At 73.6% G+C, this 20,443-nt stretch carries 20 protein-coding genes; 10 read left to right on the forward strand and 10 right to left on the reverse strand.

Going from position 1 to position 20,443, the window contains the following annotated elements; genetic code table 11:
- Positions 1 to 113: 113 nt before the first annotated feature.
- From EIZ62_RS10835 to EIZ62_RS10850, 4 genes are all read right to left on the reverse strand, one after another.
- Positions 114 to 1,388 (reverse strand): hypothetical protein, encoded by a 1,275-nt coding sequence (locus tag EIZ62_RS10835; protein ID WP_156692495.1) that lies wholly within the window; start codon positions 1,386 to 1,388, stop codon positions 114 to 116.
- Positions 1,381 to 3,360 (reverse strand): DUF3492 domain-containing protein, encoded by a 1,980-nt coding sequence (locus EIZ62_RS10840; protein WP_156692496.1) that lies wholly within the window; start codon positions 3,358 to 3,360, stop codon positions 1,381 to 1,383. Before EIZ62_RS10840 ends, EIZ62_RS10835 begins: the two co-directional genes overlap by 8 nt.
- Positions 3,361 to 3,556: 196 nt before the next feature.
- Positions 3,557 to 5,098, reverse strand: coding sequence for a DUF3152 domain-containing protein (locus EIZ62_RS10845; protein ID WP_156692497.1), 1,542 nt, complete (start codon positions 5,096 to 5,098; stop codon positions 3,557 to 3,559).
- A gap of 8 nt (positions 5,099 to 5,106) precedes the next feature.
- Positions 5,107 to 6,159: an alpha/beta fold hydrolase gene (locus EIZ62_RS10850; RefSeq protein WP_156692498.1), complete on the reverse strand. Its 1,053-nt coding sequence runs from the start codon at positions 6,157 to 6,159 to the stop codon at positions 5,107 to 5,109.
- 153 nt (positions 6,160 to 6,312) lie between these two features.
- Between EIZ62_RS10850 and EIZ62_RS10855 the strand changes: the two genes are divergently transcribed.
- The 4 genes from EIZ62_RS10855 to EIZ62_RS10870 all read left to right on the forward strand — a co-directional run bounded on the left by EIZ62_RS10855 (position 6,313) and on the right by EIZ62_RS10870 (position 8,110).
- On the forward strand, positions 6,313 to 6,540 hold the full coding sequence (locus EIZ62_RS10855) for a hypothetical protein (protein ID WP_156692499.1): 228 nt from the start codon (positions 6,313 to 6,315) through the stop codon (positions 6,538 to 6,540).
- A 145-nt stretch (positions 6,541 to 6,685) separates the two neighbouring features.
- Complete coding sequence (locus tag EIZ62_RS10860) at positions 6,686 to 7,327, forward strand: TetR/AcrR family transcriptional regulator (protein ID WP_156692500.1); 642 nt, start codon at positions 6,686 to 6,688, stop codon at positions 7,325 to 7,327.
- Positions 7,328 to 7,412: 85 nt separating this feature from the next.
- Positions 7,413 to 7,640, forward strand: coding sequence for a DUF3107 domain-containing protein (locus EIZ62_RS10865; RefSeq protein ID WP_167536368.1), 228 nt, complete (start codon positions 7,413 to 7,415; stop codon positions 7,638 to 7,640).
- 203 nt (positions 7,641 to 7,843) lie between these two features.
- A complete protein-coding gene (locus EIZ62_RS10870) occupies positions 7,844 to 8,110 on the forward strand; it encodes a hypothetical protein (protein WP_156692502.1) in 267 nt (88 codons plus the stop codon).
- Positions 8,111 to 8,170: 60 nt separating this feature from the next.
- Here the strand turns inward: EIZ62_RS10870 and EIZ62_RS10875 are convergent, their stop codons facing one another.
- The gene (locus EIZ62_RS10875; protein ID WP_156692503.1) at positions 8,171 to 8,917 is read right to left on the reverse strand and encodes a ferritin-like fold-containing protein; all 747 of its coding nucleotides are present in this window, start codon (positions 8,915 to 8,917) and stop codon (positions 8,171 to 8,173) included.
- A 479-nt stretch (positions 8,918 to 9,396) separates the two neighbouring features.
- Here EIZ62_RS10875 and EIZ62_RS10880 point away from each other — a divergent pair, with 479 nt between their 5' ends.
- Together EIZ62_RS10880 and EIZ62_RS10885 are read left to right on the forward strand one after the other, a co-directional pair.
- Positions 9,397 to 11,346 (forward strand): DEAD/DEAH box helicase, encoded by a 1,950-nt coding sequence (locus tag EIZ62_RS10880; protein ID WP_156692504.1) that lies wholly within the window; start codon positions 9,397 to 9,399, stop codon positions 11,344 to 11,346.
- 100 nt (positions 11,347 to 11,446) lie between these two features.
- Complete coding sequence (locus EIZ62_RS10885; protein ID WP_156692505.1) at positions 11,447 to 12,328, forward strand: alpha/beta fold hydrolase; 882 nt, start codon at positions 11,447 to 11,449, stop codon at positions 12,326 to 12,328.
- Here EIZ62_RS10885 and EIZ62_RS10890 read toward each other — a convergent pair.
- Positions 12,313 to 13,233 carry an NYN domain-containing protein gene (locus EIZ62_RS10890; protein ID WP_156692506.1) on the reverse strand — a complete coding sequence of 307 codons (921 nt, stop codon included), beginning with the start codon at positions 13,231 to 13,233 and terminating at the stop codon, positions 12,313 to 12,315. The genes EIZ62_RS10885 and EIZ62_RS10890 overlap by 16 nt on opposite strands.
- Positions 13,234 to 13,407: 174 nt before the next feature.
- On the opposite strand from EIZ62_RS10890, the gene EIZ62_RS10895 reads away from it, so the two are divergent.
- Positions 13,408 to 13,560: a hypothetical protein gene (locus EIZ62_RS10895; protein WP_156692507.1), complete on the forward strand. Its 153-nt coding sequence runs from the start codon at positions 13,408 to 13,410 to the stop codon at positions 13,558 to 13,560.
- Positions 13,561 to 13,658: 98 nt separating this feature from the next.
- On the opposite strand, the gene EIZ62_RS10900 is transcribed toward EIZ62_RS10895, so the two are convergent.
- From EIZ62_RS10900 to EIZ62_RS10910, 3 genes are all read right to left on the reverse strand, one after another.
- Positions 13,659 to 14,264, reverse strand: a complete 606-nt coding sequence (locus tag EIZ62_RS10900; RefSeq protein ID WP_156692508.1) for a MarC family protein — start codon at positions 14,262 to 14,264, stop codon at positions 13,659 to 13,661.
- Positions 14,265 to 14,595: 331 nt separating this feature from the next.
- Positions 14,596 to 15,468: a PHP domain-containing protein gene (locus tag EIZ62_RS10905; RefSeq protein WP_156692509.1), complete on the reverse strand. Its 873-nt coding sequence runs from the start codon at positions 15,466 to 15,468 to the stop codon at positions 14,596 to 14,598.
- A gap of 157 nt (positions 15,469 to 15,625) precedes the next feature.
- Positions 15,626 to 16,264, reverse strand: a complete 639-nt coding sequence (locus tag EIZ62_RS10910) for a DUF6758 family protein (RefSeq protein WP_156692510.1) — start codon at positions 16,262 to 16,264, stop codon at positions 15,626 to 15,628.
- Between the two features lie 167 nt (positions 16,265 to 16,431).
- On the opposite strand from EIZ62_RS10910, the gene EIZ62_RS10915 reads away from it, so the two are divergent.
- Positions 16,432 to 17,658, forward strand: coding sequence for an MFS transporter (locus tag EIZ62_RS10915; RefSeq protein WP_156692511.1), 1,227 nt, complete (start codon positions 16,432 to 16,434; stop codon positions 17,656 to 17,658).
- A gap of 6 nt (positions 17,659 to 17,664) precedes the next feature.
- Here EIZ62_RS10915 and EIZ62_RS10920 read toward each other — a convergent pair whose 3' ends face one another.
- Positions 17,665 to 18,255 carry a suppressor of fused domain protein gene (locus tag EIZ62_RS10920; RefSeq protein ID WP_156692512.1) on the reverse strand — a complete coding sequence of 197 codons (591 nt, stop codon included), beginning with the start codon at positions 18,253 to 18,255 and terminating at the stop codon, positions 17,665 to 17,667.
- A gap of 449 nt (positions 18,256 to 18,704) precedes the next feature.
- Between EIZ62_RS10920 and EIZ62_RS10925 the strand changes: the two genes are divergently transcribed.
- Entirely contained in the window at positions 18,705 to 19,838 is a 1,134-nt protein-coding gene (locus tag EIZ62_RS10925) for a magnesium and cobalt transport protein CorA (RefSeq protein WP_156692513.1), read from the forward strand.
- 79 nt (positions 19,839 to 19,917) lie between these two features.
- Positions 19,918 to 20,424, forward strand: coding sequence for a hypothetical protein (locus EIZ62_RS10930; protein WP_156692514.1), 507 nt, complete (start codon positions 19,918 to 19,920; stop codon positions 20,422 to 20,424).
- The last annotated feature ends 19 nt before the right edge of the window (positions 20,425 to 20,443 follow it).

A 20,443-nucleotide genomic window follows, 5' to 3' on the forward strand; every position in this document is an offset into this window, starting at 1 on the left:
GCGCGCCCCCTTCGCGCGGAGTGGCCGTTGCGGGGGTTGGGGGGATCATGTCCGTTGTCTCCTTGCGGGGATGTGTGCCGGTGGAAGGGGTGGGTGCGGGCGGCGACCGGGTGTCAGGTCGTGGTGTCCGCGTGGGCGGAGGCGCGGGCGAGTACGGCGGTGGCGTACGCCAGCAGGGCGAGGGCGGCCCCGCCGCACGCGAGCGTGGGTACGGCCCCGGGGCCCCAGCCGGCGAGGGCGGCCTCGACCGGGCGGGCGAGCCGGTCGCAGCCCGGCAGGCGGGCGGCGAGGACCGAGGCGCAGGCCAGGGCCTCGACGGCGCACGCGCCGAGCAGTCCGGCTGCGGCGCCGCCGGGGAAGCCGTGGACGGCGAGCAGCCGGGCCAGGAAGAGGAGGACGCCGAGGGCGAGGGCGCCGCCGCTGACGGAGCCGTGGCCGAGGGCGGCGCCGACGAGCGCGAGCAGCCCGGCGAGGACGGTCGTGTACAGCGCGACGGCTCCGAGGAGGAGGGGGCGACTGCGCGCGGCGAAGTCGGCCAGGCCCCGGCTGTCGGCGAGCCTGCGGCGGGCCCGGGCGGCGTACAGCCGGGCGCACCCGTCGGCGGGAAGGGCGGCGAGCGCCAGGCCCAGCAGCGGCGGGGCGTCCACCGGCCAGGGCCCGTCGGGGCCGCCGGCCACGAGCTGCTCCAGGAGGCCGTCACCGAACAGGGCGTACAGGAGGAGAAACCCGGTCCACGCGCGCGTGCCCGCCGCGGTGTGCGCGCCGGCCGCCGGGTGCGTACCGGCTGCCGTGCGCCCGGCGGTGAGGGCCACCGCGAGTGCCAGGGCCCCGGCCACGCCGACGGCCGCCCACAGCGGCCCGTCCGTCACGGCGAGACCGGCCACGGTGAGGGCGCCCACGGCCCCCGGGAGGAGGGCGAGCAGGGTGGTCCGGGCGCTCCACGGGCCGTCGGCGCCGGGGGCGGAGGCGGCGGAGCGGGCCCGGGTCCCGTCATCACCGCGCGGCACGCGCGCGTACAGCTCCTCGGCGAGCGAGAACACGTCCCGGTGCCGGAAGCGGGCGGCGGTGCGGTCGGTGACCCCGTGGGCCTCCAGCCCGGCCGCGATCTCCAGGGGGTCGACCGCCCGTTCGCACAGCTCCCGGTGCCGGTGCAGCAGCGCCTTCACCGGATCCGCGGGCCCCCGCCGGGCCACCGGGCCGCCGCCCCCGGCGCGCTCCCGCCCGGCGCCGTCGCCGAGAGTGGTGGGCGTGTCGGCGGGTCCGGGCGCGGGCTTCGACAGGAGGGCCTCCGCGTGGCTGCGCCAGGCGTGCGTGCTCCGGGCGGGCAGGGCGCCCGGAGCGGCGCCCGGCGCGCGGCTGCCCGGTGCCGGGGTGCCTCCGTCAGACATGGCCGTCCACCTTCCCGGCGATGGGGAAGGAGGCCGCGACCGGCAGCGAGGCGACGACCGGGATGCTGTCGACGGCCGCGGCCGGCACGGGGGCCGGGGGCGCCGCTGCGGGGGGCGGGGGCGTGGGCGCGCCGGGGCGCGTGGCCGTGGCGGTGTACGCGCCCGGGGCCGCTCCCTGTTCCGCGGCGGCCCACGCGGGGGTGGTCGCGCCGCCCGAGCCGCGTCCGGTCCAGTGCCCCGGTACGTAGGCCTCGGCCGGGTGCGCGAAGGGCAGGGGCTCGCCGTCCGCGCCGACGCCCTCGGCGTCGCGGTGGACGGGGGCCTGGGAGATCAGCTCCAGATAAATGCCGCGAAATGCCGCGAGGTTCTGCTCGACGGTGAACAATTCGAGTGCGCGGGCGCGTGCGGCGGCGCCCAGCCGTTCGCGTCGCGCCGGGTCGCGCAACAGCGACAGGCACGCGTCGGCGAGCGCCCGCGGATTGCGCGGGGGCACGACCAGTCCTGTGCCACCGATGACCTCGACGACCGCGCCGACGTCCGTCGAGACGGTGGCGCGCCCGCACAGCATGGCCTCGACCAGGCCGAGCGGGAAGCCCTCGACCACGCTGGACAGGACGACCACGCCGGCCGCGGCGTAGGCGTGGGCGAGGTCCGGCGCGTACGGACTGCCGAGGTCCTCGAAGGAGACGGGGTTGTCCCCCACGGCGTGCGCGTCGGTGGCCTCGTCGGGGAAGAGCTGGGCGGCCAGGCCCTCGCAGTGGGTGCGGTAGGTCGCCGACTCGGCGTCGCGGGAGGGCGTGGAGACGATCCTCAGGCGGGCTTCCGGCTCCGCCCTCCGTACGTCGGCGAAGGCGTGCAGCAGGCCGACGAGGTCCTTGGTGGGCTCGATGCGCCCCACCCACATCAGGGTGCGCGGGTCACCGCCGTCACCGCTCTCGCCGACCGCCGCGAACCGCTCCGCCTCCATCCCCGGGTAGACCGTGCGCAGTTTGGCGCGGTCGGCGCCGCACTTCTCCTGCCAGCGGCGGGTGTGGGTGTTGCCGGGGGTGATGACGGCGGCCTGCCGGTAGACCTCGGCGGCCAGGCAGCCGTGGAAGGCGGCGAGCAGGGCGCGCACGGGGGCGCTCAGGGACGCGTCAGCGGCCGACAGGTAGTGCGCGCGCAACTGCACGCCGTACTCGGTGACCAGCAGCGGGACGCCGAAGAAGCGTTTGGCCAGGAGGCCGGGGAGGGCCGCCGTACCGCCGGAGGCCGCGTGGCACAGGTCGACCGCGCCCAGGCCGTCCTCGCCGTACCAGTCGAGGGACAGCGGGCGCAGCGCACGCTCGACCCGGGCCGCGAAGGCGAGGTGGTCGGGGAGGGTCGCGCCGTGCACGCCCCGGCGCACGCCGCCCGCGCGGCAGGCGGACTCCAGGAGGCGGACGGCGTCCTGGGAGCGGAGGGCGGCGGACAGGCCGCCGTGTTCACGCCCGAGGTCGGCGAGCCCGTACAGCCCCTCGGCGAAGCCGGTCGTGCTGCCGGTGCCCGGGCCGGTGCCCGCGCCCGCGCCGGCCGCGAGGTCCGTTCCACGGGGCGTGCCGTCGGCGGTACCGGCGCCCGGGGAACCGGCGTCCCGGGGAGCGGCGTCCGGGGAGGGGGCTTCGGGGGTGCGGCAGACCGCGGCGGCGAGTTCGGCGAAGCAGGTGGCGAAGCGCCGGCGCTCACGCCTGCCGTACGCGCGCCCCGCGCGCCGTCCACGCCCGCCACGGCCGGCGCACCCGTCGTCCTCGCGCCCCCACAGCGGGGCGGTCCGCACGCGCTGCACCTGGGGCGGGAGCGGGACCCAGCCGGCGTCCTCCTGCCGGGCGCTGCGGCTCAGCGCGTAGACGTCGAATTCGTGCTGCGCGAGCCCGCGCACGAGCCGGTCGCACCAGAGCCTGGACTCACCCGTCGTATACGGGTATCCGCCTTCGGTGAGCAGTCCGATCCGCACGAGTACACCCCCGATCTCCCTTGTGTGCGGCCACCGTTGGTCCGGCGGCTCACAGCGGGAAGAACGTAAGCGGATATACCGGTGGCGCGACGGACGGTTGTCCGTCGCGCCACCGGAAGGGGTGAAAGCTCGTAACTTTCCTGCCCTCGTCGCGTTTCGACGAGCTACAGGAGGAGAGGGCCGGCCGTTCGGCCCGTCAGCCGCCGGGGAAGACCCAGGGGTTGGGGCGGCACTCGATGCCCTCGACCGCGAGCGACTTGGTCTGCTGCTGCATCACCGGCGCGAGGGCGCCCGGCGTGCGGCAGTTCACATGGTTGTGCCCCAGCCGGTGGCCGACCTCGTGGTTGATCAGCATCTGCCGGTACGCGAGCATCGCGTCGGGGCCGTAGGTCGCCGACCCCTGTGCCCACCGGTAGGCGTTGATCATCACGCGCTCGGTGGCGGCGGAGTCGCACGAGACGTTGTCGACGGTGGTGTCGAGATCCGACTTGGCGCACCACACTCCGGTGGTCCCGGGGCTCGCCAGCGTGATCACGAAGTCGGCCTCACCGCTGGAGACCCGCTCGAACGTCATGGCACCGTTGTGCGCCCAGCTGCGCTCGTCGTTCAGCGTGTCGTGGACGGCGCGCGCGAACAGGGTGGAGTCGAGCGCGAGGCCCTTCTCCACGTCGATCCGGTAGCGGACCTTGTCCCCCTTGCCGGGCGCCTTGTCGACGCCCGGGACGGCCGCGAACGCGCCGGTGCCCTTGAGCTTGGGGTCCAGCGGGAACCGCTTCGCCATCAGCTGCGCGTACGTCGGCCGGGCTGCCGGCGGCGCGGCCCCGGGCGGTGCTGCGCGCTGGTCGGAACGGTCGGAGCGGGCCGCCCCGGCGCCGCCTTCCGCCGCGCCGCCGTCCGCGCGCCCGGCCGCCTCGCCCGGCGGGCGGGCGTCGGTGGCGTCCGCCCCGGCGCCGGTGACCTGCCCGGCCACGACGACCGCGAGGACGGTAGTGACGGCGGCGGCCGCGATGCCGGTGAACGTACGTCCCTTGCCGGCGCCGCCCGGACGGCCGGTCTTCCGGTCGCCGTCCGGCTCCTCGTACCCACCCGACCCGGACGCGCCGGGGGTGCCGGCCTCGCCGGGCGCGGAAACGGGTCCCTGACCGGGACGGCCGCCCCCGGCGTGGCCGGTGCCGCGCGGAGGGTGGCCGTACCCGCTGTCGTCGAACGCCTCGACGAACTCGCGCCGGGGTCCCGGTATGCGGGCGCCCGCGCCCACACCGGTCGCCGGACCGGAGGCGCTGGGGTCACCCGACGGACCGGAGGGGCTCGTGCGGTGCGAGGGGTTCACGGGGCCGACGGGCCTCATGGGACCGGTGCGGACGGTGGCGTCCGAGGGACCAGGGGGCCTCATGGGACCCGCGGCACCCACCGGACCCCCGGGACCGGCGGGGCTTTCGGGGCGGGTGGACCCGGCGGGCCGGGTGGGACCCGTGGGGCCGGTGGGGCGGACGGGGACACCGTGCCAGTCTCCGTACCGGCCCTCGCCCCGGCCGCCGCCCTGCTCGCTGTGCTCCGGGTGGCCGCCCCGCACGGGCTGCTGCGCCCCGGCCGGCGGCGTGCCCTGGTGGTGCTGCGGTTCTGCGGGCGCCGCGGAGTTCTTGCGCCGGCGCCCGCCGGCGCGCGCCCCCTCGCGCACCGCACCTCGGGCCTGATCAGAGCCCTGAGGTGCGGGGCCTTTGCGGCTGTGTCGTCCCACGCCCCGGATCAGCTCCTGTTTTCGTGGTCGGTCTCGTGGTCGGCCTCGTGCGTCTTGCCGTGGCCGGTTTCGCGGCTCTTGCCGTGGCCGGTCCGGTGGCTCCCGTGGCCGGTCTCGTGGATCAGCTCCCGTACGGCCTGGGCGACCGTCTCGGGGTACTCCATCATCGCGACGTGCCCGGCGTCCGGAAGTGTCAGCAGCCGCGAGTCGCGGAAGGCCGCCGCGGCCCTGCGCGCCATCCGGAACGACACGAGCTGGTCGCGCCCTCCGTACACCAGCAGCGTCGGCGCGAGCACCCGCTCGGCCTGCCGCCACAGCCCCTGCTGACCGCCCAGGGTGTACGCGTCGACGATGCCACGTGCCGAGCGTGCCATGGCGTCCCAGAAGTAGGGGAGCCTCAGGCGCCGTTCCATTTCCTCCACGGCGTTGCGGAAGCCCTCGTCGGTGACTCGCCCGGGGTCGCCGTAACAGAGGGAGAGCACCCCGCGCACCCGCTGTTCCGCCGTCCAGTCCCTGGTCATCCGGGTGAAGAGGGACGCGACGCCGGGCAGCGCCAGCAGCGCCGTCGGCCAGGCGCCGCGCTGGGCGCGCAGTTCGGGCAGCGCGGGCGAGATCAGGGTCAGCGTGGCGACCAGGTCCGGGCGGACCGCGGCGAGCCGGGTGGCGACCGCGCCGCCCAGCGAGTTGGCGATCAGGTGGACGGGCCCGCGATCACCGGCGTCGAGCATCCGGATGACCGCGCGGGTGTGCGCGGTGACGGAGTAGTTGCCGTCGTCGGGGGGCGGGGAGTCGCCGAAGCCGGGCAGGTCGACCGCCTCGCCGTCCACGACGTCCTCGAGCAGCGGCATCACGGCCGACCAGTTCTGCGAGGAGCCCCCGAGCCCGTGCACGTACAGCGCGGGCGGGAGTCCGGTGCGGTCCGACGGCCGGTAGCGCACGTTCAGCGTCAGTCCGGGCAGCGTCACGCAGCGCAGTCGCTCCCCCTCCGCGATCCGTACGGCGCTCACCCGGGGTCCCGCCGCGGTGGCGGCGATGGATTCCGGCAGCTCGGTCGAAGACATGCGGCAATGTTACGAGACGATCACGCGGGCTCCGGTGTGTTCGCCGTCACAGATCGCATAGCGCCGGGGAGGGGTACCTCCTAGGCTCGTACCAGAGGGCGGTTCGCCCCAGAAGCCCAGAAAAACCTGGCACAGCCCAGGGAAAGGGAGCCCATGACCGTCGATCCGACCGACCCGGAGACCTTCGAGACGACCGAGAACGGCGAGGCGAGCGTCGCGCTGGACGAGGAGACGCCGGAGGCCGACGCGGCCGAGCAGCACAGGGAGCTGCAGCAGCACGGCGACGATCCGCTCACCCGCGTCGATCCGGCCGTGGCCAATCCGGCCGACGCGGCCGAGCAGACCCGCGTGGTGGACCAGGACGAGGACGACTACCGCTGATTTGGTCGGTTTAACGTTGAATCTCCGGCTACCCGGGGCGTCCGGTACGTGAAATTCTGCGCTCGCACCGCGCACAGCCGGGTTACCCAAAAGTACGATGGCGGACGCGGCGCACAGCGCGCAAGGATCGATTTTGGGAGGCGGCGTGACAGCCATCGAGCAGACAGAGGCGGCGCGCCCGCGGGGCACGCGCCTGCCGCGCCGAGCCCGACGCAACCAGCTCCTGGGCGCCGCCCAGGAAGTGTTTGTCGCACAGGGGTACCACGCGGCCGCGATGGACGACATCGCGGAGCGCGCGGGCGTCAGCAAGCCGGTGCTCTACCAGCACTTCCCGGGGAAGCTGGAGCTCTACCTGGCGCTGCTGGACCAGCACTGCGAGTCGCTGCTCCAGGCCGTGCGCACCGCGCTCGCCTCCACCACGGACAACAAGCTGCGCGTGGCGGCCACCATGGACGCCTATTTCGCGTACGTGGAGGACGAGGGCGGCGCCTTCCGGCTCGTCTTCGAGTCCGACCTGACGAATGAACCGGCGGTGCGCGAACGCGTGGAGCGGGTCTCGCTCCAGTGCGCCGAGGCGATCTCGGACGTCATCGCCGAGGACACGGGACTGTCCAAGGACGAGTCGATGCTGCTCGCCGTGGGCCTGGGCGGTGTCTCGCAGGTGGTCGCCCGGTACTGGCTGTCCAGCGAGTCGACGATCCCCCGTGAGAAGGCGGTGCAGCTGCTGACGTCCCTGGCCTGGCGCGGCATCGCCGGCTTCCCGTTGCACGGCTCGGAATCCCACTGATGATCGGTGTCGTCTCTCCGGGCTAATGTGTGCAGCGTACGGCGCGGCTGACCGCGCAACGCTGACCGTTCGGAGGGACATAGCCGTGGAGGTCAAGATCGGCGTGCAGCACGCGCCCCGGGAGATCGCTCTGGAGAGCGGGCAGTCCGCCGAGGAGGTGGAGCGGGCGGTGGCCGACGCGCTGGCCGGCACGTCGCAGCTGCTCAGCCTGACGGACGACAAGGGCCGCAAGGTCCTGGTGCCGGCCGACCGGATCGCCTACGTCGAGATCGGCGAGCCGGCGAAGCCGCGTGTGGGCTTCGGTGCTCTCTGAGCTGTTGAGAGCTCTCTGAGCCGTTCAGGGCTCTCTGAGCTGTTCCGAGCTCTCTGAGCTGTACGGACAGGACGACGTGAAGGCCCGGCGGGTGATCCCGCCGGGCCTTTCGCGTGCCCCACGAGCAGGATTGCGTTCCACGCGCATCGGGTAGTACGGGCTGTGACCGTTTTGCCCGCCCCGCCGTTCGCGAGGTGATCCGCGTGTTCTGGGAAGCTTTCGGCTCTGTCGTGCTGGGTTTCGCACTGTCCTGGGCAGCCGCCCACCGGCTCACCGACAGGCTTCCGTCACGCCGCGTGGTCCTGGGAGCGGGCGTGCTCGGCGCGCTCTTCGGCTCGCTGATCACGCACGCCGCGCTGGGCCCGGGCTATGCCCTGGGCACCCTGCTGGGGGCGGTGGCCGTCGCGGCGGTCGTGCTCTCGCTGCTGCTGCGCCCGACGCGCCGCCTCCGCCGCGCCACCCAGACCTGACCGGGCGCCGCGCCCCCGGACCCGACCGGGCCGGGCGGCGCGGGGCGAGGCGCCGTCCCGTCAGGCCGCCAGACCGAGCGCGGCCATCCGCTTGGTGTGGGCCTTGGTGATGCGGGAGAACATCTCGCCCACCGCCGCCAGGTCGAACCCGTCCGCCACGCCGCCGACGAGCATCGTCGACAGCGCGTCGCGCTCCGCGACCACCCGCTGGGCCTGCGACAGGGCCTCGCCCATCAGGCGGCGCGCCCACAGCGCGAGCCGGCCGCCCACCCGCGGGTCGGCCTCGATCGCGGCGCGCACCTTCTCCACGGCGAAGTTGCCGTGCCCGGTGTCGTCCAGCACGGCGAGCACCAGCGCCCGGGTGTCGGAGTCCAGCCGCACGGCGACCTCGCGGTAGAAGTCGCTGGCGATCGAGTCGCCCACGTACGCCTTGACCAGGCCCTCCAGCCAGTCGGAGGGCGCGGTCTGGCGGTGGAAGTCGTCGAGCGCCTTCGCGAACGGCTCCATCGCGGCCGTCGGCTCGGCGTCGATGGCCGTCAGCCGGTCCCGCAGCCGCTCGAAGTGGTGGAACTCGGCCGACGCCATCTTCGCCAGCTCGGCCTTGTCGGCGAGCGTGGGCGCCAGCTTCGCGTCCTCGGCCAGCCGCTCGAAGGCCGCCAGCTCCCCGTACGCGAGCGCGCCGAGCAGGTCCACGACCGCGGCGCGGTACTGGGGCTCCGCGGAGGCCGCGGCCCAGTTCTGGGCGGCGATCCCGGTGGGTTCTTCGGTGGCGGCGGCGGAAGCGGCGGCGTTGTCAGGCGTCTCCATGAAGCGCACAATAGCCCGCCCGCCACGTGCCCGAAGGGCCTGGTCATCCACTGTGACCTCCCCCTCCTTATGAATTGGCCCAACACACCTGCGCGGATCCGGGGTACAGTGGTATTGCGCCTGCTGAGTATGCAGTCATGTTCGTACGTACTCGGTGGGTCATCTCATGAATGAGGATGCCCGGTCGGTGGCCCGATCGGCTCCGACCCGACAGCCCTCCGTGCGCAAGAGCCGCACATGAGGGGCCCTCAGCGGTATGACGCTCGAGCGACGGCAGTGGTCCCGTGCCACCCGGCTGTGTTCTTGTCGGACTGCGGCCGGAGTCACCGGCACGGTAAGACCCCCAGCGTTCGCCTCATGCCGCGTCTCACAGAAGAGGCAGCACCCTGACTACGACTTTCCGAGAGCTCGGGATCCTTCCCGAGACGGCCGAGGCCCTCGAAGCCGTCGGCATCACGTCCCCCTTCCCCATCCAGGAGATGACCCTCCCGGTCGCCCTCTCGGGCACCGACGTCATCGGCCAGGCCAAGACCGGCACGGGCAAGACCCTCGGTTTCGGCCTCCCGCTGCTGGAGCGCGTCACCGTCCCCGCGGACGTCGAGGCGGGCCGGGCCACGCCCGGGCAGCTCACCGACGCCCCGCAGGCGCTGGTGGTCGTCCCGACCCGCGAGCTGTGCACCCAGGTCACCAACGACCTGCTCACCGCTGGCAAGGTCCGTAACGTCCGCGTTCTCGCGATCTATGGCGGCCGGGCCTACGAGCCGCAGGTGGAGGCCCTGAAGAAGGGCGTCGACGTGATCGTCGGCACCCCGGGCCGTCTCCTCGACCTGGCCGGCCAGCGCAAGCTGGACCTGTCCAAGGTCAAGGCCCTCGTCCTCGACGAGGCCGACGAGATGCTCGACCTGGGCTTCCTGCCCGACGTCGAGAAGATCATCAACATGCTTCCGGCGAAGCGCCAGACCATGCTGTTCTCGGCGACCATGCCGGGCGCCGTCATCGGCCTGGCCCGCCGCTACATGTCGCAGCCCACCCACATCCGCGCCACCTCGCCGGACGACGAGGGCGCGACCGTCGCGAACATCGCGCAGCACGTGTACCGCGCGCACTCCATGGACAAGCCGGAGATGGTCGCCCGCATCCTGCAGGCCAACGGCCGCGGGCTGGCGATGATCTTCTGTCGTACGAAGCGGACGGCCGCCGACATCGCCGAGCAGCTGGAGCGGCGTGGCTTCGCGTCCGGCGCGGTCCACGGCGACCTCGGCCAGGGCGCCCGCGAGCAGGCGCTGCGCGCGTTCCGCAACGGCAAGGTCGACGTGCTCGTCTGCACCGACGTCGCCGCCCGCGGAATCGACGTCGACGGCGTCACGCACGTGATCAACTACCAGTCGCCCGAGGACGAGAAGACGTTCCTCCACCGCGTGGGCCGCACCGGCCGCGCGGGCAAGAAGGGCATCGCCGTCACGCTGGTCGACTGGGACGACATCCCGCGCTGGCAGCTGATCAACAAGGCGCTGGGGCTGGACTTCAACGACCCGGTCGAGACGTACTCGACGTCCCCGCACCTGTACGCGGACATGGACATCCCGGAGGGCACGAAGGGCGTCCTGCCGCGTGCCGAGCGGACCCGTGCCGGTCTGGACGCGGAAGCGGTCGAGGACCTCGGCGAGACCGGCGGCCGCGGCTCGCGCGGCCGGCGCCCGGAGCGCACGGAGCGTTCGGAGGAGCGCCCGGAGCGTACGCGTACGCCGCGTCAGCGCCGTCGTACGCGGGGCGGCTCCGCCGTGGCCGCGGAGGAGGTGGCGACGGCGACCGCCGGGACGGTGGCCCCCGAGGCTCCCGCCTCGGAGGAGGCCCCGCAGCCCCGTACGCCGCGCCGTCGCCGCACCCGCACCCGTGCGGGCGCCCCCGCGGCGGAGGCCGTGGCCGCCGCGCCGGTCGTCGAGGCCGCCCCGGAGACCGCCGAGGCCGCCGAGCCGGTCATCGAGACCAAGCCCCGCCGCCGCACCCGTAAGGCCGCCGAGCCGGTCGTCGAGGCCGCCCCCGAGGCCGAGGCCACGGAGACCAAGCCCCGCCGCCGTACCCGCAAGGCCGCCGAGCCGATCGTCGAGGCCGCCCCCGAGGCCGAGGCCACGGAGACCAAGCCCCGCCGACGCACCCGCAAGGCCGCCGAACCGGTCGTCGACGCCACCCCGGAGGCCGAGGCCACGGAGACCAAGCCGCGCCGCCGCACCCGCAAGGCAGCCGAACCGGTCGTCGAGGCCACCCCGGAGACCGCCGAGGCCACCGAGACCAAGCCCCGCCGACGCACCCGCAAGGCCGCCGAACCGATCGTCGAGGTCGCCGAGAGGCCCCGGCGCCGGCTGGCGCCGAAGGCGGCTGCCGCTGCGGCCGCCGCGGCCGCGGCCGCTGCCGCTCAGTCCGAGAGCTGACGGCCCGCGCCGACCGTTCGATCGACGGCCCCGCCCCCTCCGTGGGGGCGGGGCCGTCGCCCTGTCCGCGGCCCGGCCCGGGCACCGTTAGCCTCGTGCCATGAGCCGCCCGCCGACCTTCACCCCGCCCCGCTGCGCCCGTGCCTACGCCCTCGTCACGTCCCGCGGCGAGTTCGCCGTGCTGGACGCGGTGCCCGCCGACGGTACGGAGCCCAAGGGCACGGCCCTCCTGCTGCCCGGGTTCACCGGGTCGAAGGAGGACTTCATCGCCATGCTCGAACCGCTCGCCGACGCCGGGTACCGTGCCGTCGCCGTGGACGGCCGCGGGCAGTACGAGACGCCCGGCCCCGCCGACCAACAGGCCTACAGCCAGGACGAGTTGGCGCGTGACGTACTGGCCCAGGCGGCGGTGCTCGGCGCGGGCCGGGTCCATCTGCTCGGCCATTCCCTCGGCGGCCAGATCGCCCGGGCGGCGGTCCTGCTCGACGCCACGCCCTTCGCCTCGCTCACGCTGATGTCGTCGGGGCCCGCCCAGGTCGCGCCCTCGCAGCAGGACAAGATCAAGCTGCTGAGCGACGCGCTCGCGGTGATGTCCATGGACCAGGTGTGGGACGCGATGCGGGCCCTCGACCCGCCGGAGGACGCGGACGAGGCGGGCGGCAACCGGGAGGACCTCCGGCGCCGCTGGCTGCTGCACAACCCCGCGCAGCTCCTGGCGACCGGCCGCGGGCTGACCGTCGAGCCCGACCGGGTCGACGAACTGGCCGCCCTGCGCCCGCCGCTGCCGGTGCACGTGATCTCGGGCGTACGGGACGACACGTGGCCGGTGCCGCTCCTCGACGCGATGGCGGGCCGGCTGGCCGCGTACCGCACACGCGTCGAGGGCGCGGAGCACTCGCCGAACACCGACCGGCCGGTGGAGACCGCGCTGGCGGTGGCGCGGTTCTGGAACGCCTGCGCGGAGCGTCAGAGCCGCGACTGAAGGTGCTGCCAGAAGCCGTCCCGCAGTGATCGCCGCAGCACGGCGTGACCGCGCAGGGAGCGGCTCAGCAGCCGTTCCGCCTCGACGAGCAGTTCCTGGTCCACCGGGCCGGGCAGGTAGGGGTGGCCGGGCAGCAGCTCGGCCATCGCGTCGGTTCCGCGCTCCGCCAGCCAGGTCGCGGCGATCCGCGCGCCCAGGGCGCGGACCTCGTCGCGGGACGGCGGTGGCTCGCCCTCGCTCTCGTAGGTCGTCACCGGCCGCCGGGTGACGTAGGGGCGGCAGAAGTCGAGGTCGAAGGTGCGGGTGCTGTCGACCTCCCAGAGGAGGGGTTCGGCCTGGTTGCGCCCCTCCGCGGCCTCGATGCCCCACAGGTGGACGCGGGCCCCGTAGCCCTGGGCCGCCTCGACCGCCGACACCAGGTCCTCGTCGCCGCCGACGAGCGCCGCGTCACTGATGGCGCGGTGGCGGGCCAGTGACTCCAGGTCGGAGCGGATGAGGGAGTCGACGCCCTTCTGCTGGTTGTTGGCGTTGAGGTTGCCGAGCCGGACCTTGACGTCCGGGAGTTCGGCGATCGCCTGCTGTCCGGGGGTGTGGATGCGGCGCCTGGCGCCGTCGTACCAGTAGACGCGCAGCAGCCGGCTGTCGGCGAAGATGGTGCGGGCCTTGTCGATGAAGGCCTCGATGAGCCCTTCCGCGTCCAGGTCGAAGGAGCGCCGGTCCTCGGTGCCCGCCACCAGCAACCCGGCCGCAGCATGGACGTAACCGGCGTCGACGAAGATGGCGTGGGTCGAGGGCGTCTTGGCGACCTCGGCGAGCATGCGTTCCAGGAGCTCATTGGTGCGCTCCAGACGGGCGCCTAGCTCCGTGAGGGTGGGTGCGGGGGTGGTGCCCGGGTCGTCGTTCATACGGGGCTCATTGTCCGGCTCCGGGGGCGTGCCCGCCACCATCCACCCCTAGATCCTTAGACGCTCGAAAATTTTCGTTAGCGTAGGGAATGTTTGCCCCCTACATGCCGTTGGAACTCGTACAACACCCAGTTCTCCTCATGGAGGATCAACTCAGGACGAAGGGAGAAGCCCATGCGCTTCGAGATTCTGCGACTCGACGACGTCGACGGCACGCCCGTGGACACCACCGTCGTGGACGCCGCCTCCGTCAACCGGATCGTGCAGCAGGCCGCCTCGATCGGCCAGCGCATCTGGATCCGCCCGGCCGGGACCTCGGCCTCGTAACAGGAACGACGCTCTGACACACCGCGCCCCCGCGCGGACTCCGGCGCTCAGGCAGCCGGAATCCGCACGGGGGCGCAGTGGTGTCCGCCCGGGCCGGGTCAGGAGCCCTGGACGACCTGGGTGACGCCGTTGATGATCTGCTGGACCGCGATCGCGGACAGCATCATGCCGGCGAGCCGGGTCACCAGCACCACGCCGCCGTCCTTGATGACCCGGATGATCAGCAGCGAATAGCGCATGGTCAGCCACAGCACGACGTGCATGGCGACGATGGCGGCCCAGACGGAGACCTGGCCGCTGACGCCCTCCGCGTGCTGCACCGCGAGGATCACCGACACGATCGCACCGGGGCCGGCGAGGAGCGGCATGCCGAGCGGGACGAGGGCGACGTTGACGTCCTTCGTCTGCTTCGGCTCGTCGGTCTTGCCGGTCAGCAGGTCGAGGGCGATGAGCAACAGGAGCAGACCGCCCGCGATCATCAGCGCGGGAACGGAGACGTGCAGGTACGCCAGGATCTGCTGACCCAGGATGCCGAACACGGTGATCACGCCGAAGGCGACCGCGACGGCCTGCCAGGCCATCCGGCGCTGGACCTTGGTGGCGCGCCCGGAGGTGAGCGCCAGGAAGATCGGGGTGATCCCGGGGGGATCCATGATGACGAACAGGGTGAGGAAGAGGGAGCCGAAGACGGCGACGTCGAACACAGTGATGCCTTGCGGGGAGTGGGTGGTACGGGGGATGTCGGACGGGGGCGCACGGTGACCGTGCGGTGGCCGGGCGGGCCGCGGGGGCGTGGACGCGCACGGGCCGGCGGGCCGGCCGTGCACCGTGGCGGCCCCCCGGGGACCGGGCGGCTCCGGTCGCGCGCGGCGCCCGGACGCGGGCGGCGCGCACGGACGTGCACGGACTCGCACGGGCACTCATGGCCGTACGGGACTCACACGGACGTGCGCGGCCTCACGCGGCCGACGGGCGCCCCCGCGCGGCGTTCGCCGCTCTCGCGGGCGTTCGGGTGACGGAGGGTGCGTCAGGGGTTCAGGCGCGCGTTCCGCCCGTGCCCATCACCGGGAACGCGCCGGTGGCGCGGCGCGTGATCTCGCCGTAGATCTCGGGGTCGGTGGTGTGGTCGCCGAGGCCGCAGGTCTTGCGGGTGCCGTGGTAGTCGCTGGAGCCGGTGACCAGCAGGCCCAGGTCGGCGGCGAGGCCGCGCAGCCGGGCGCGCGTCGCCTCGTCGTGGTCCATGTGGTCGACCTCGATGCCGTCGAGGCCGTACGCGGCGAGGTCCGCGATCACCGACTCGGGCACCGTGCGGCCGCGCTTGGCGGCGCCGGGGTGCGCGAACACGGTGACGCCGCCGGCCGCCTTGACGAGCCGGATCGCCAGGAACGGGTCGAGCTCGTGCTTGTCGACGTACGCCCGGCCGCCGTCGGCGAGCCACTGGGGCGTGAAGGCGTCGGAGACGCTGGGGACGACGCCGAGTTCGACGAGCGCCTCGGCGATGTGCGGCCGGCCGACCGACCCGTCACCGGCGATGCCGGCGACCCGCTCCCAGGTGATCGGCACGCCGAGCTCCTGGAGCTTGCCGACCATGGCGTGGGCGCGCGGGACGCGGTCGTCGCGCACCAGCTCGCGCTCCCGGGCCAGCTCGGGCTCGTCGGGGTCGAAGAGGTACGCGAGCATGTGCATGCCGGTGCCGTCGATCCGGCACGACAGCTCGGCGCCGGTGACCAGTGTCAGCTCCCGGTCGAGGTGCGCCAGTGCGGCCTTCGCCTCGGCGTGCCCGCGTGTGGTGTCGTGGTCGGTGAGCGCGACGACGTCCAGCCCGGCCGCGGCCGCGGCGCGCACGAGTTCGGCGGGGGTGTCCGTACCGTCGGACGCCGTGGAGTGGGTGTGCAGGTCGATGCGCACGACGGGACTCCAGGGCTCGCGGACGGACGGGGGACGCTCAAGGATACCGGTGATCACCTCCTGCCCGTCCCCGCGGCCCCGCACACCCGCCCGCGCCTCACGCGCCGCGCCCGGCCTCCGCCCCGGCTACCGCCGTCAGCCCTGGGCCGGGGAGCCATCAGCCGAGCAGCCTCGGGCTGAGGGCGCCGCAGGGCAGCAGCTCCACCTCGGAGCCGGCCTCCCGCAGGTCGGTCAGGACCAGCTCGTCGTACATCAGCAGACCGGACTTCTCCGGCCAGACGACGGCCCACAGCCACAGCCCCCGCGCCTCCCCCGCGAAGACCGCGCGGTCCTCGGGGGCGTCGCTGACGTGCCACAGCGGGGTGGGGCGGCCGGCGGCGTGGACCTTGGCCTGCGGGCGGGTGCCCGTGCACATGTGGGGGCCGGGGTCGGGGCCGTCGATGCCGGCGTACCGCGCGCCGAGGCCGACGCCCAGCTCCTCGGCGACGAGCAGCAGCTCGCCCACGCCGCCGAGCGGGCCGGGTCCGGAGCAGGCGACGACGGTGGCGCGGCCGCCGCTGCGGTCGTCCCCCGCGTACGCGACGCCGGTGAACAGCCAGCCGACCGGCAGGGGCCAGGGCATCCAGACGGGCACCCGCGCCCGGTGGGTGACGACTCCGAGCGCTTCGACGCTGGGCGGTATCACGGGCTGGAGCGGCTGCACGGCGCCGTGCAGGTCGCACTGCCACGAGTCGGAGAACAGACCGGGCGCTCTGACCCGGCCTCCGCACTTCGGGCAACTGGGTTCGCCCCTCATAGGGTTCAACGGTCCTCCCCGGCCGTCGCCCCGTCAAGGACGATCACCCCTCCGGTGTGCCGCTTCCGCCCGCCAATATAAGTGCATCTTGCACTCATTAGCCCGACTAACTTAATATGTGTATCTACCAACTATCAGTCCACCGGAACGTACGCGGAGGAGCGGGCATGCGAGAGAAGGATCCGTTCGACGAGGGGGCCGGCAGCATCCTGCGGCAGCCCAGGGCGGTATGGGCCACCGCCGGCGCGTCCGTCGTCGCCTTCATGGGCATCGGGCTCGTGGACCCGATCCTCCCGTCCATCGCCCAGGGCCTGCACGCCACACCCAGCCAGGTGTCGCTGCTGTTCACCTCGTACTTCCTGATCACCGCCGTCGCGATGCTGGTCACCGGCTTCGTCTCCAGCCGCGTCGGCGGCCGCAGGACCCTTCTGGCGGGGCTCGCGCTGGTGATCGTCTTCGCCGCCCTCTCCGGAACGTCCGGTTCGGTCGGCGAACTCGTCGGCTTCCGGGCCGGCTGGGGACTCGGCAACGCGCTGTTCGTCTCCACCTCGCTCGCGGTGATCGTCGGCGCCGCGGCCGGCGGCAGCGCGGCCGCGATCCTGCTGTACGAGTCGGCCCTCGGCCTCGGCATGGCCTGCGGGCCGCTGGTCGGCGCCGTCCTGGGCGACGCGAGCTGGCGCTACCCGTTCTTCGGCACGGCCGCGCTCATGGCGATCGGCTTCCTGTGCATCGCCGCGTTCCTGAAGGACCAGCCGCGGCCCGCCCGCAAGACGTCGCTGCTGGACCCGCTCAGGGCGCTCGGCCACGGCGGGCTCGCGTCCGTCGCCGCGTCGGCGTTCTTCTACAACTACGCCTTCTTCACCGTGCTCGCCTTCACGCCGTTCGTGCTGGACATGACGCCGTACCGGTCCGGCGCCGTGTTCTTCGCCTGGGGGGTGCTGCTCGCGGTGTTCTCCGTGCTGGTCGCGCCGCGCCTCCAGGAGCGCTTCGGCTCGCTGAGGGTGCTGGGCGCCTCGCTCCTGCTGCTCGCCGCCGACGTCGTCGTCCTCGGCTACGGCGACCACACCACGGCCGTCGTGTGCACCGTCCTGTCCGGCGCCTTCATCGGTGTCAACAACACCGTCTTCACCGAACTGGCCCTCGGCGTGTCGGACGCCCCGCGCCCGGTGGCGAGCGCCGGCTACAACTTCGTGCGCTGGTTCGCGGCCGCCGCCGCGCCCTGGCTCGCCCCGCGCATCGAGGAGTGGAGCGACGTCCACCTGCCGTTCGTCGTCGCGGGCGCCTCCGCAGCGGTCGGCGCCGGCATCGTCGTGGCGCGCCGGCGCTCGCTCACCCGCGAGGCCGAGGAACACCGCGCACCGGAGGCGGGAAGCCCCGCCCTCGCGGCCAACTGACGTGCGTCAGGCGAGAGTCACGGACCCGCGCAGGGGATCGCGCAGGTCCGTGCCCGCCGTCAGCCACCGCTCCTGGAGCGCCTGCGCACCGTGCACGCGCTTCCACGCCGCCTCGTTGGGCGTCATCGGCAGCAGCGGCAGGAACCGCACCGGGTCCATCGGCGCGTCCAGCTCCAGGTCCTCCACCAGCCCGCCCGGCTCCGCGACCAGGACGGAGGTGAACGGGGCGCCGGGCCACAGCGGTTCACCGGTGTCCAGGGAGGCGCCCGGGGCCACGACCACGCCCTCCACCTGGGGCGAGGCGGCGAGCACCGCCAGCGGGCGCAGCGCCTTGTCCGTGTCGGCGAGCCCCGCCCGCACGGACAGCACGAGCTCCGCGCGGGGGCCCTTGACCGGGTCGGCGAGCGCGGCGGTCGGGTCGGTCATCGGCTGCGCCGACATCCCGAGGGTGGCGTATCTCACCAGACCCGCCTCGGCGTCCGCGAACCGCAGCACCTCGATGCGGTCGGTGCCGAGGAACGTCACCGCTGCGCGCGCGTCCGGTTCACCGAGGGCGGTACGCAACCGGGCCTCGACCAGAGCAAGAACTTCTCCCATGCGGGGAGCATAGAACGCGTATGGAAGGGGCAAAGTAAGGGATTGACTCCCAGTCGGCTGATAGTGTTGGCCGTCTGCTGGCCGGGACAGCACGCCGAGCGTGTTCTCGAGTCCCGGCGACACGTCATCCCCCACGGGGGACCGGCTGGAGGAGGTGGGGCTGCGGTGGATCGAAGTCGACCGTGCAGTACCAACCGCTCTTCCGCCCGCGGCTTTTCTCTGTGACCTGAGAGGCATCTCAGCTGCCTGCTCCCGCCCGCCCCTCATGGGCGTGAGTGTGAGGTCACGGCCATTCGCACGACGGAAGAGCACACCGTTTTTGCCTGTCTGTAGCGAACGCCGTCACCGCGATCCCGCGGTGCCGCCCGCTTTGCGGACGTAAGGAACGCCACGTCCCCATTCCGGGCTGTGCCACGCCCCGCGACGGCCTCTCCGTGAAGGAGCCAGCCATGTCGATGATCCGTGACCTGCGCGCAGCGGTCCGCCCGTCCCTGCGCAAGAGCAGCTCCCCCTACAACACCTACAACTCCTACGACGCGACCCGCGACCCGTCGACGTCCACCGCGGTCGTCGACTGCGCCGTCTACCGCGACGGCCGCCGGCTGAAGGACGACACGACCGACGCCTGCCTCACGCCCCGCGAGGCCATGCGGCAGGTGCGCGAGGGCGGCGGCTTCGCCTGGATCGGGCTGCACGAGCCGACGGAGGCCGAATTCGCGGGCATCGCAGCGGAGTTCGGGCTGCACCCGCTGGCCGTGGAGGACGCGGTCCACGCCCACCAGCGGCCCAAGCTGGAGCGGTACGACGACACCCTGTTCACCGTCTTCAAGACGATCCACTACGTGGACCACGCCGAACTCACGGCCACCAGCGAGGTCGTCGAGACCGGTGAGGTGATGTGCTTCACCGGCCGGGACTTCGTGATCACCGTCCGGCACGGCGGGCAGGGCTCCCTGCGCAACCTGCGCCACCGAATGGAGGGCGAGCCGGAGCTGCTGGAGAAGGGGCCGTCGGCGGTGCTGCACGCGATCGCCGACCATGTGGTGGACGGCTACATCGCGGTCGCGGACGCGGTGCAGATCGACATCGACCAGATCGAGATCGACGTCTTCTCGCCGCCCACGAAGGGCTCCACGCGCGGTGCCGACACCGGGCGGATCTACCAGCTCAAGCGCGAGGTGCTGGAGTTCAAGCGGGCGGTCTCGCCGCTGCTGCGGCCGATGCAGCTGCTGAGCGAGCGGCCGATGCGGCTGGTGGACCCCGACATCCAGAAGTACTTCCGGGACGTCGCCGACCACCTGGCGCGGGTCCAGGAGCAGGTCATCGGCTTCGACGAACTGCTGAACTCGATCCTCCAGGCCAACCTCGCGCAGGCGACGGTCGCGCAGAACGAGGACATGCGCAAGATCACCTCCTGGGCGGCGATCGTGGCCGTCCCCACCGCGGTGTGCGGGGTGTACGGCATGAACTTCGACCACATGCCGGAGCTGCACTGGAAGTACGGCTACCCGATGGTCCTCACCGGGATCATCGGCATCTGCTTCGCCATCCACCGCACCCTCAAGCGCAACGGCTGGCTGTAGGGCCGGAACGGCCGCGGCACGACCGGCCGCGGCCGGTGGCGGACGGCGGTGGCGGACGCCGGTGGCTAAGCTGCCGGACATGACAGACGCGACGCTCGAGCAGGCCCTCGTCGAGGAGGCCACCAAGAAGTCCGGCCTCATCTGGGTTCGGGGCGGGGGCCCGGCGCGGGCGCTGTGGCACGTGTGGCTCGACGGCGCGGCGCATGTCGTCGGCGACGGTCCGGGCGAGCAGCCGCTGCCCGGGCTGCCGGACGGCTCCACCGCCGAGGTGACCGTACGCAGTAAGGACAAGGGCGGGCGTCTCGTCGCCTGGACGGCGGGCGTGACCGAGCTGGCGCCCGGCTCCGAGCCGTGGGACGCGGCCGTCGCGGAGCTGAAGGGCAAGCGGCTGAACGCGCCGGACGCGGAGACGATGACCGACCGCTGGGCGCGCGAGTGCCGGGTGCTGCGGCTCACCCCGCAGGGCGCCACGACCGCCCACCCGGACGGTTCGCTGGCCGCGGTGCCGCTGCCGACCCCGGTCACCACCCGGCGGCCCGTCCCGGCGGCGCTGCCCCGTCTGCTCCTCAAGCGCCGGGGCCGCTGACCGGCCGCGGCCGGTCCGG

Source organism: Streptomyces ficellus (assembly GCF_009739905.1).
Taxonomy (GTDB): domain Bacteria; phylum Actinomycetota; class Actinomycetes; order Streptomycetales; family Streptomycetaceae; genus Streptomyces; species Streptomyces ficellus_A.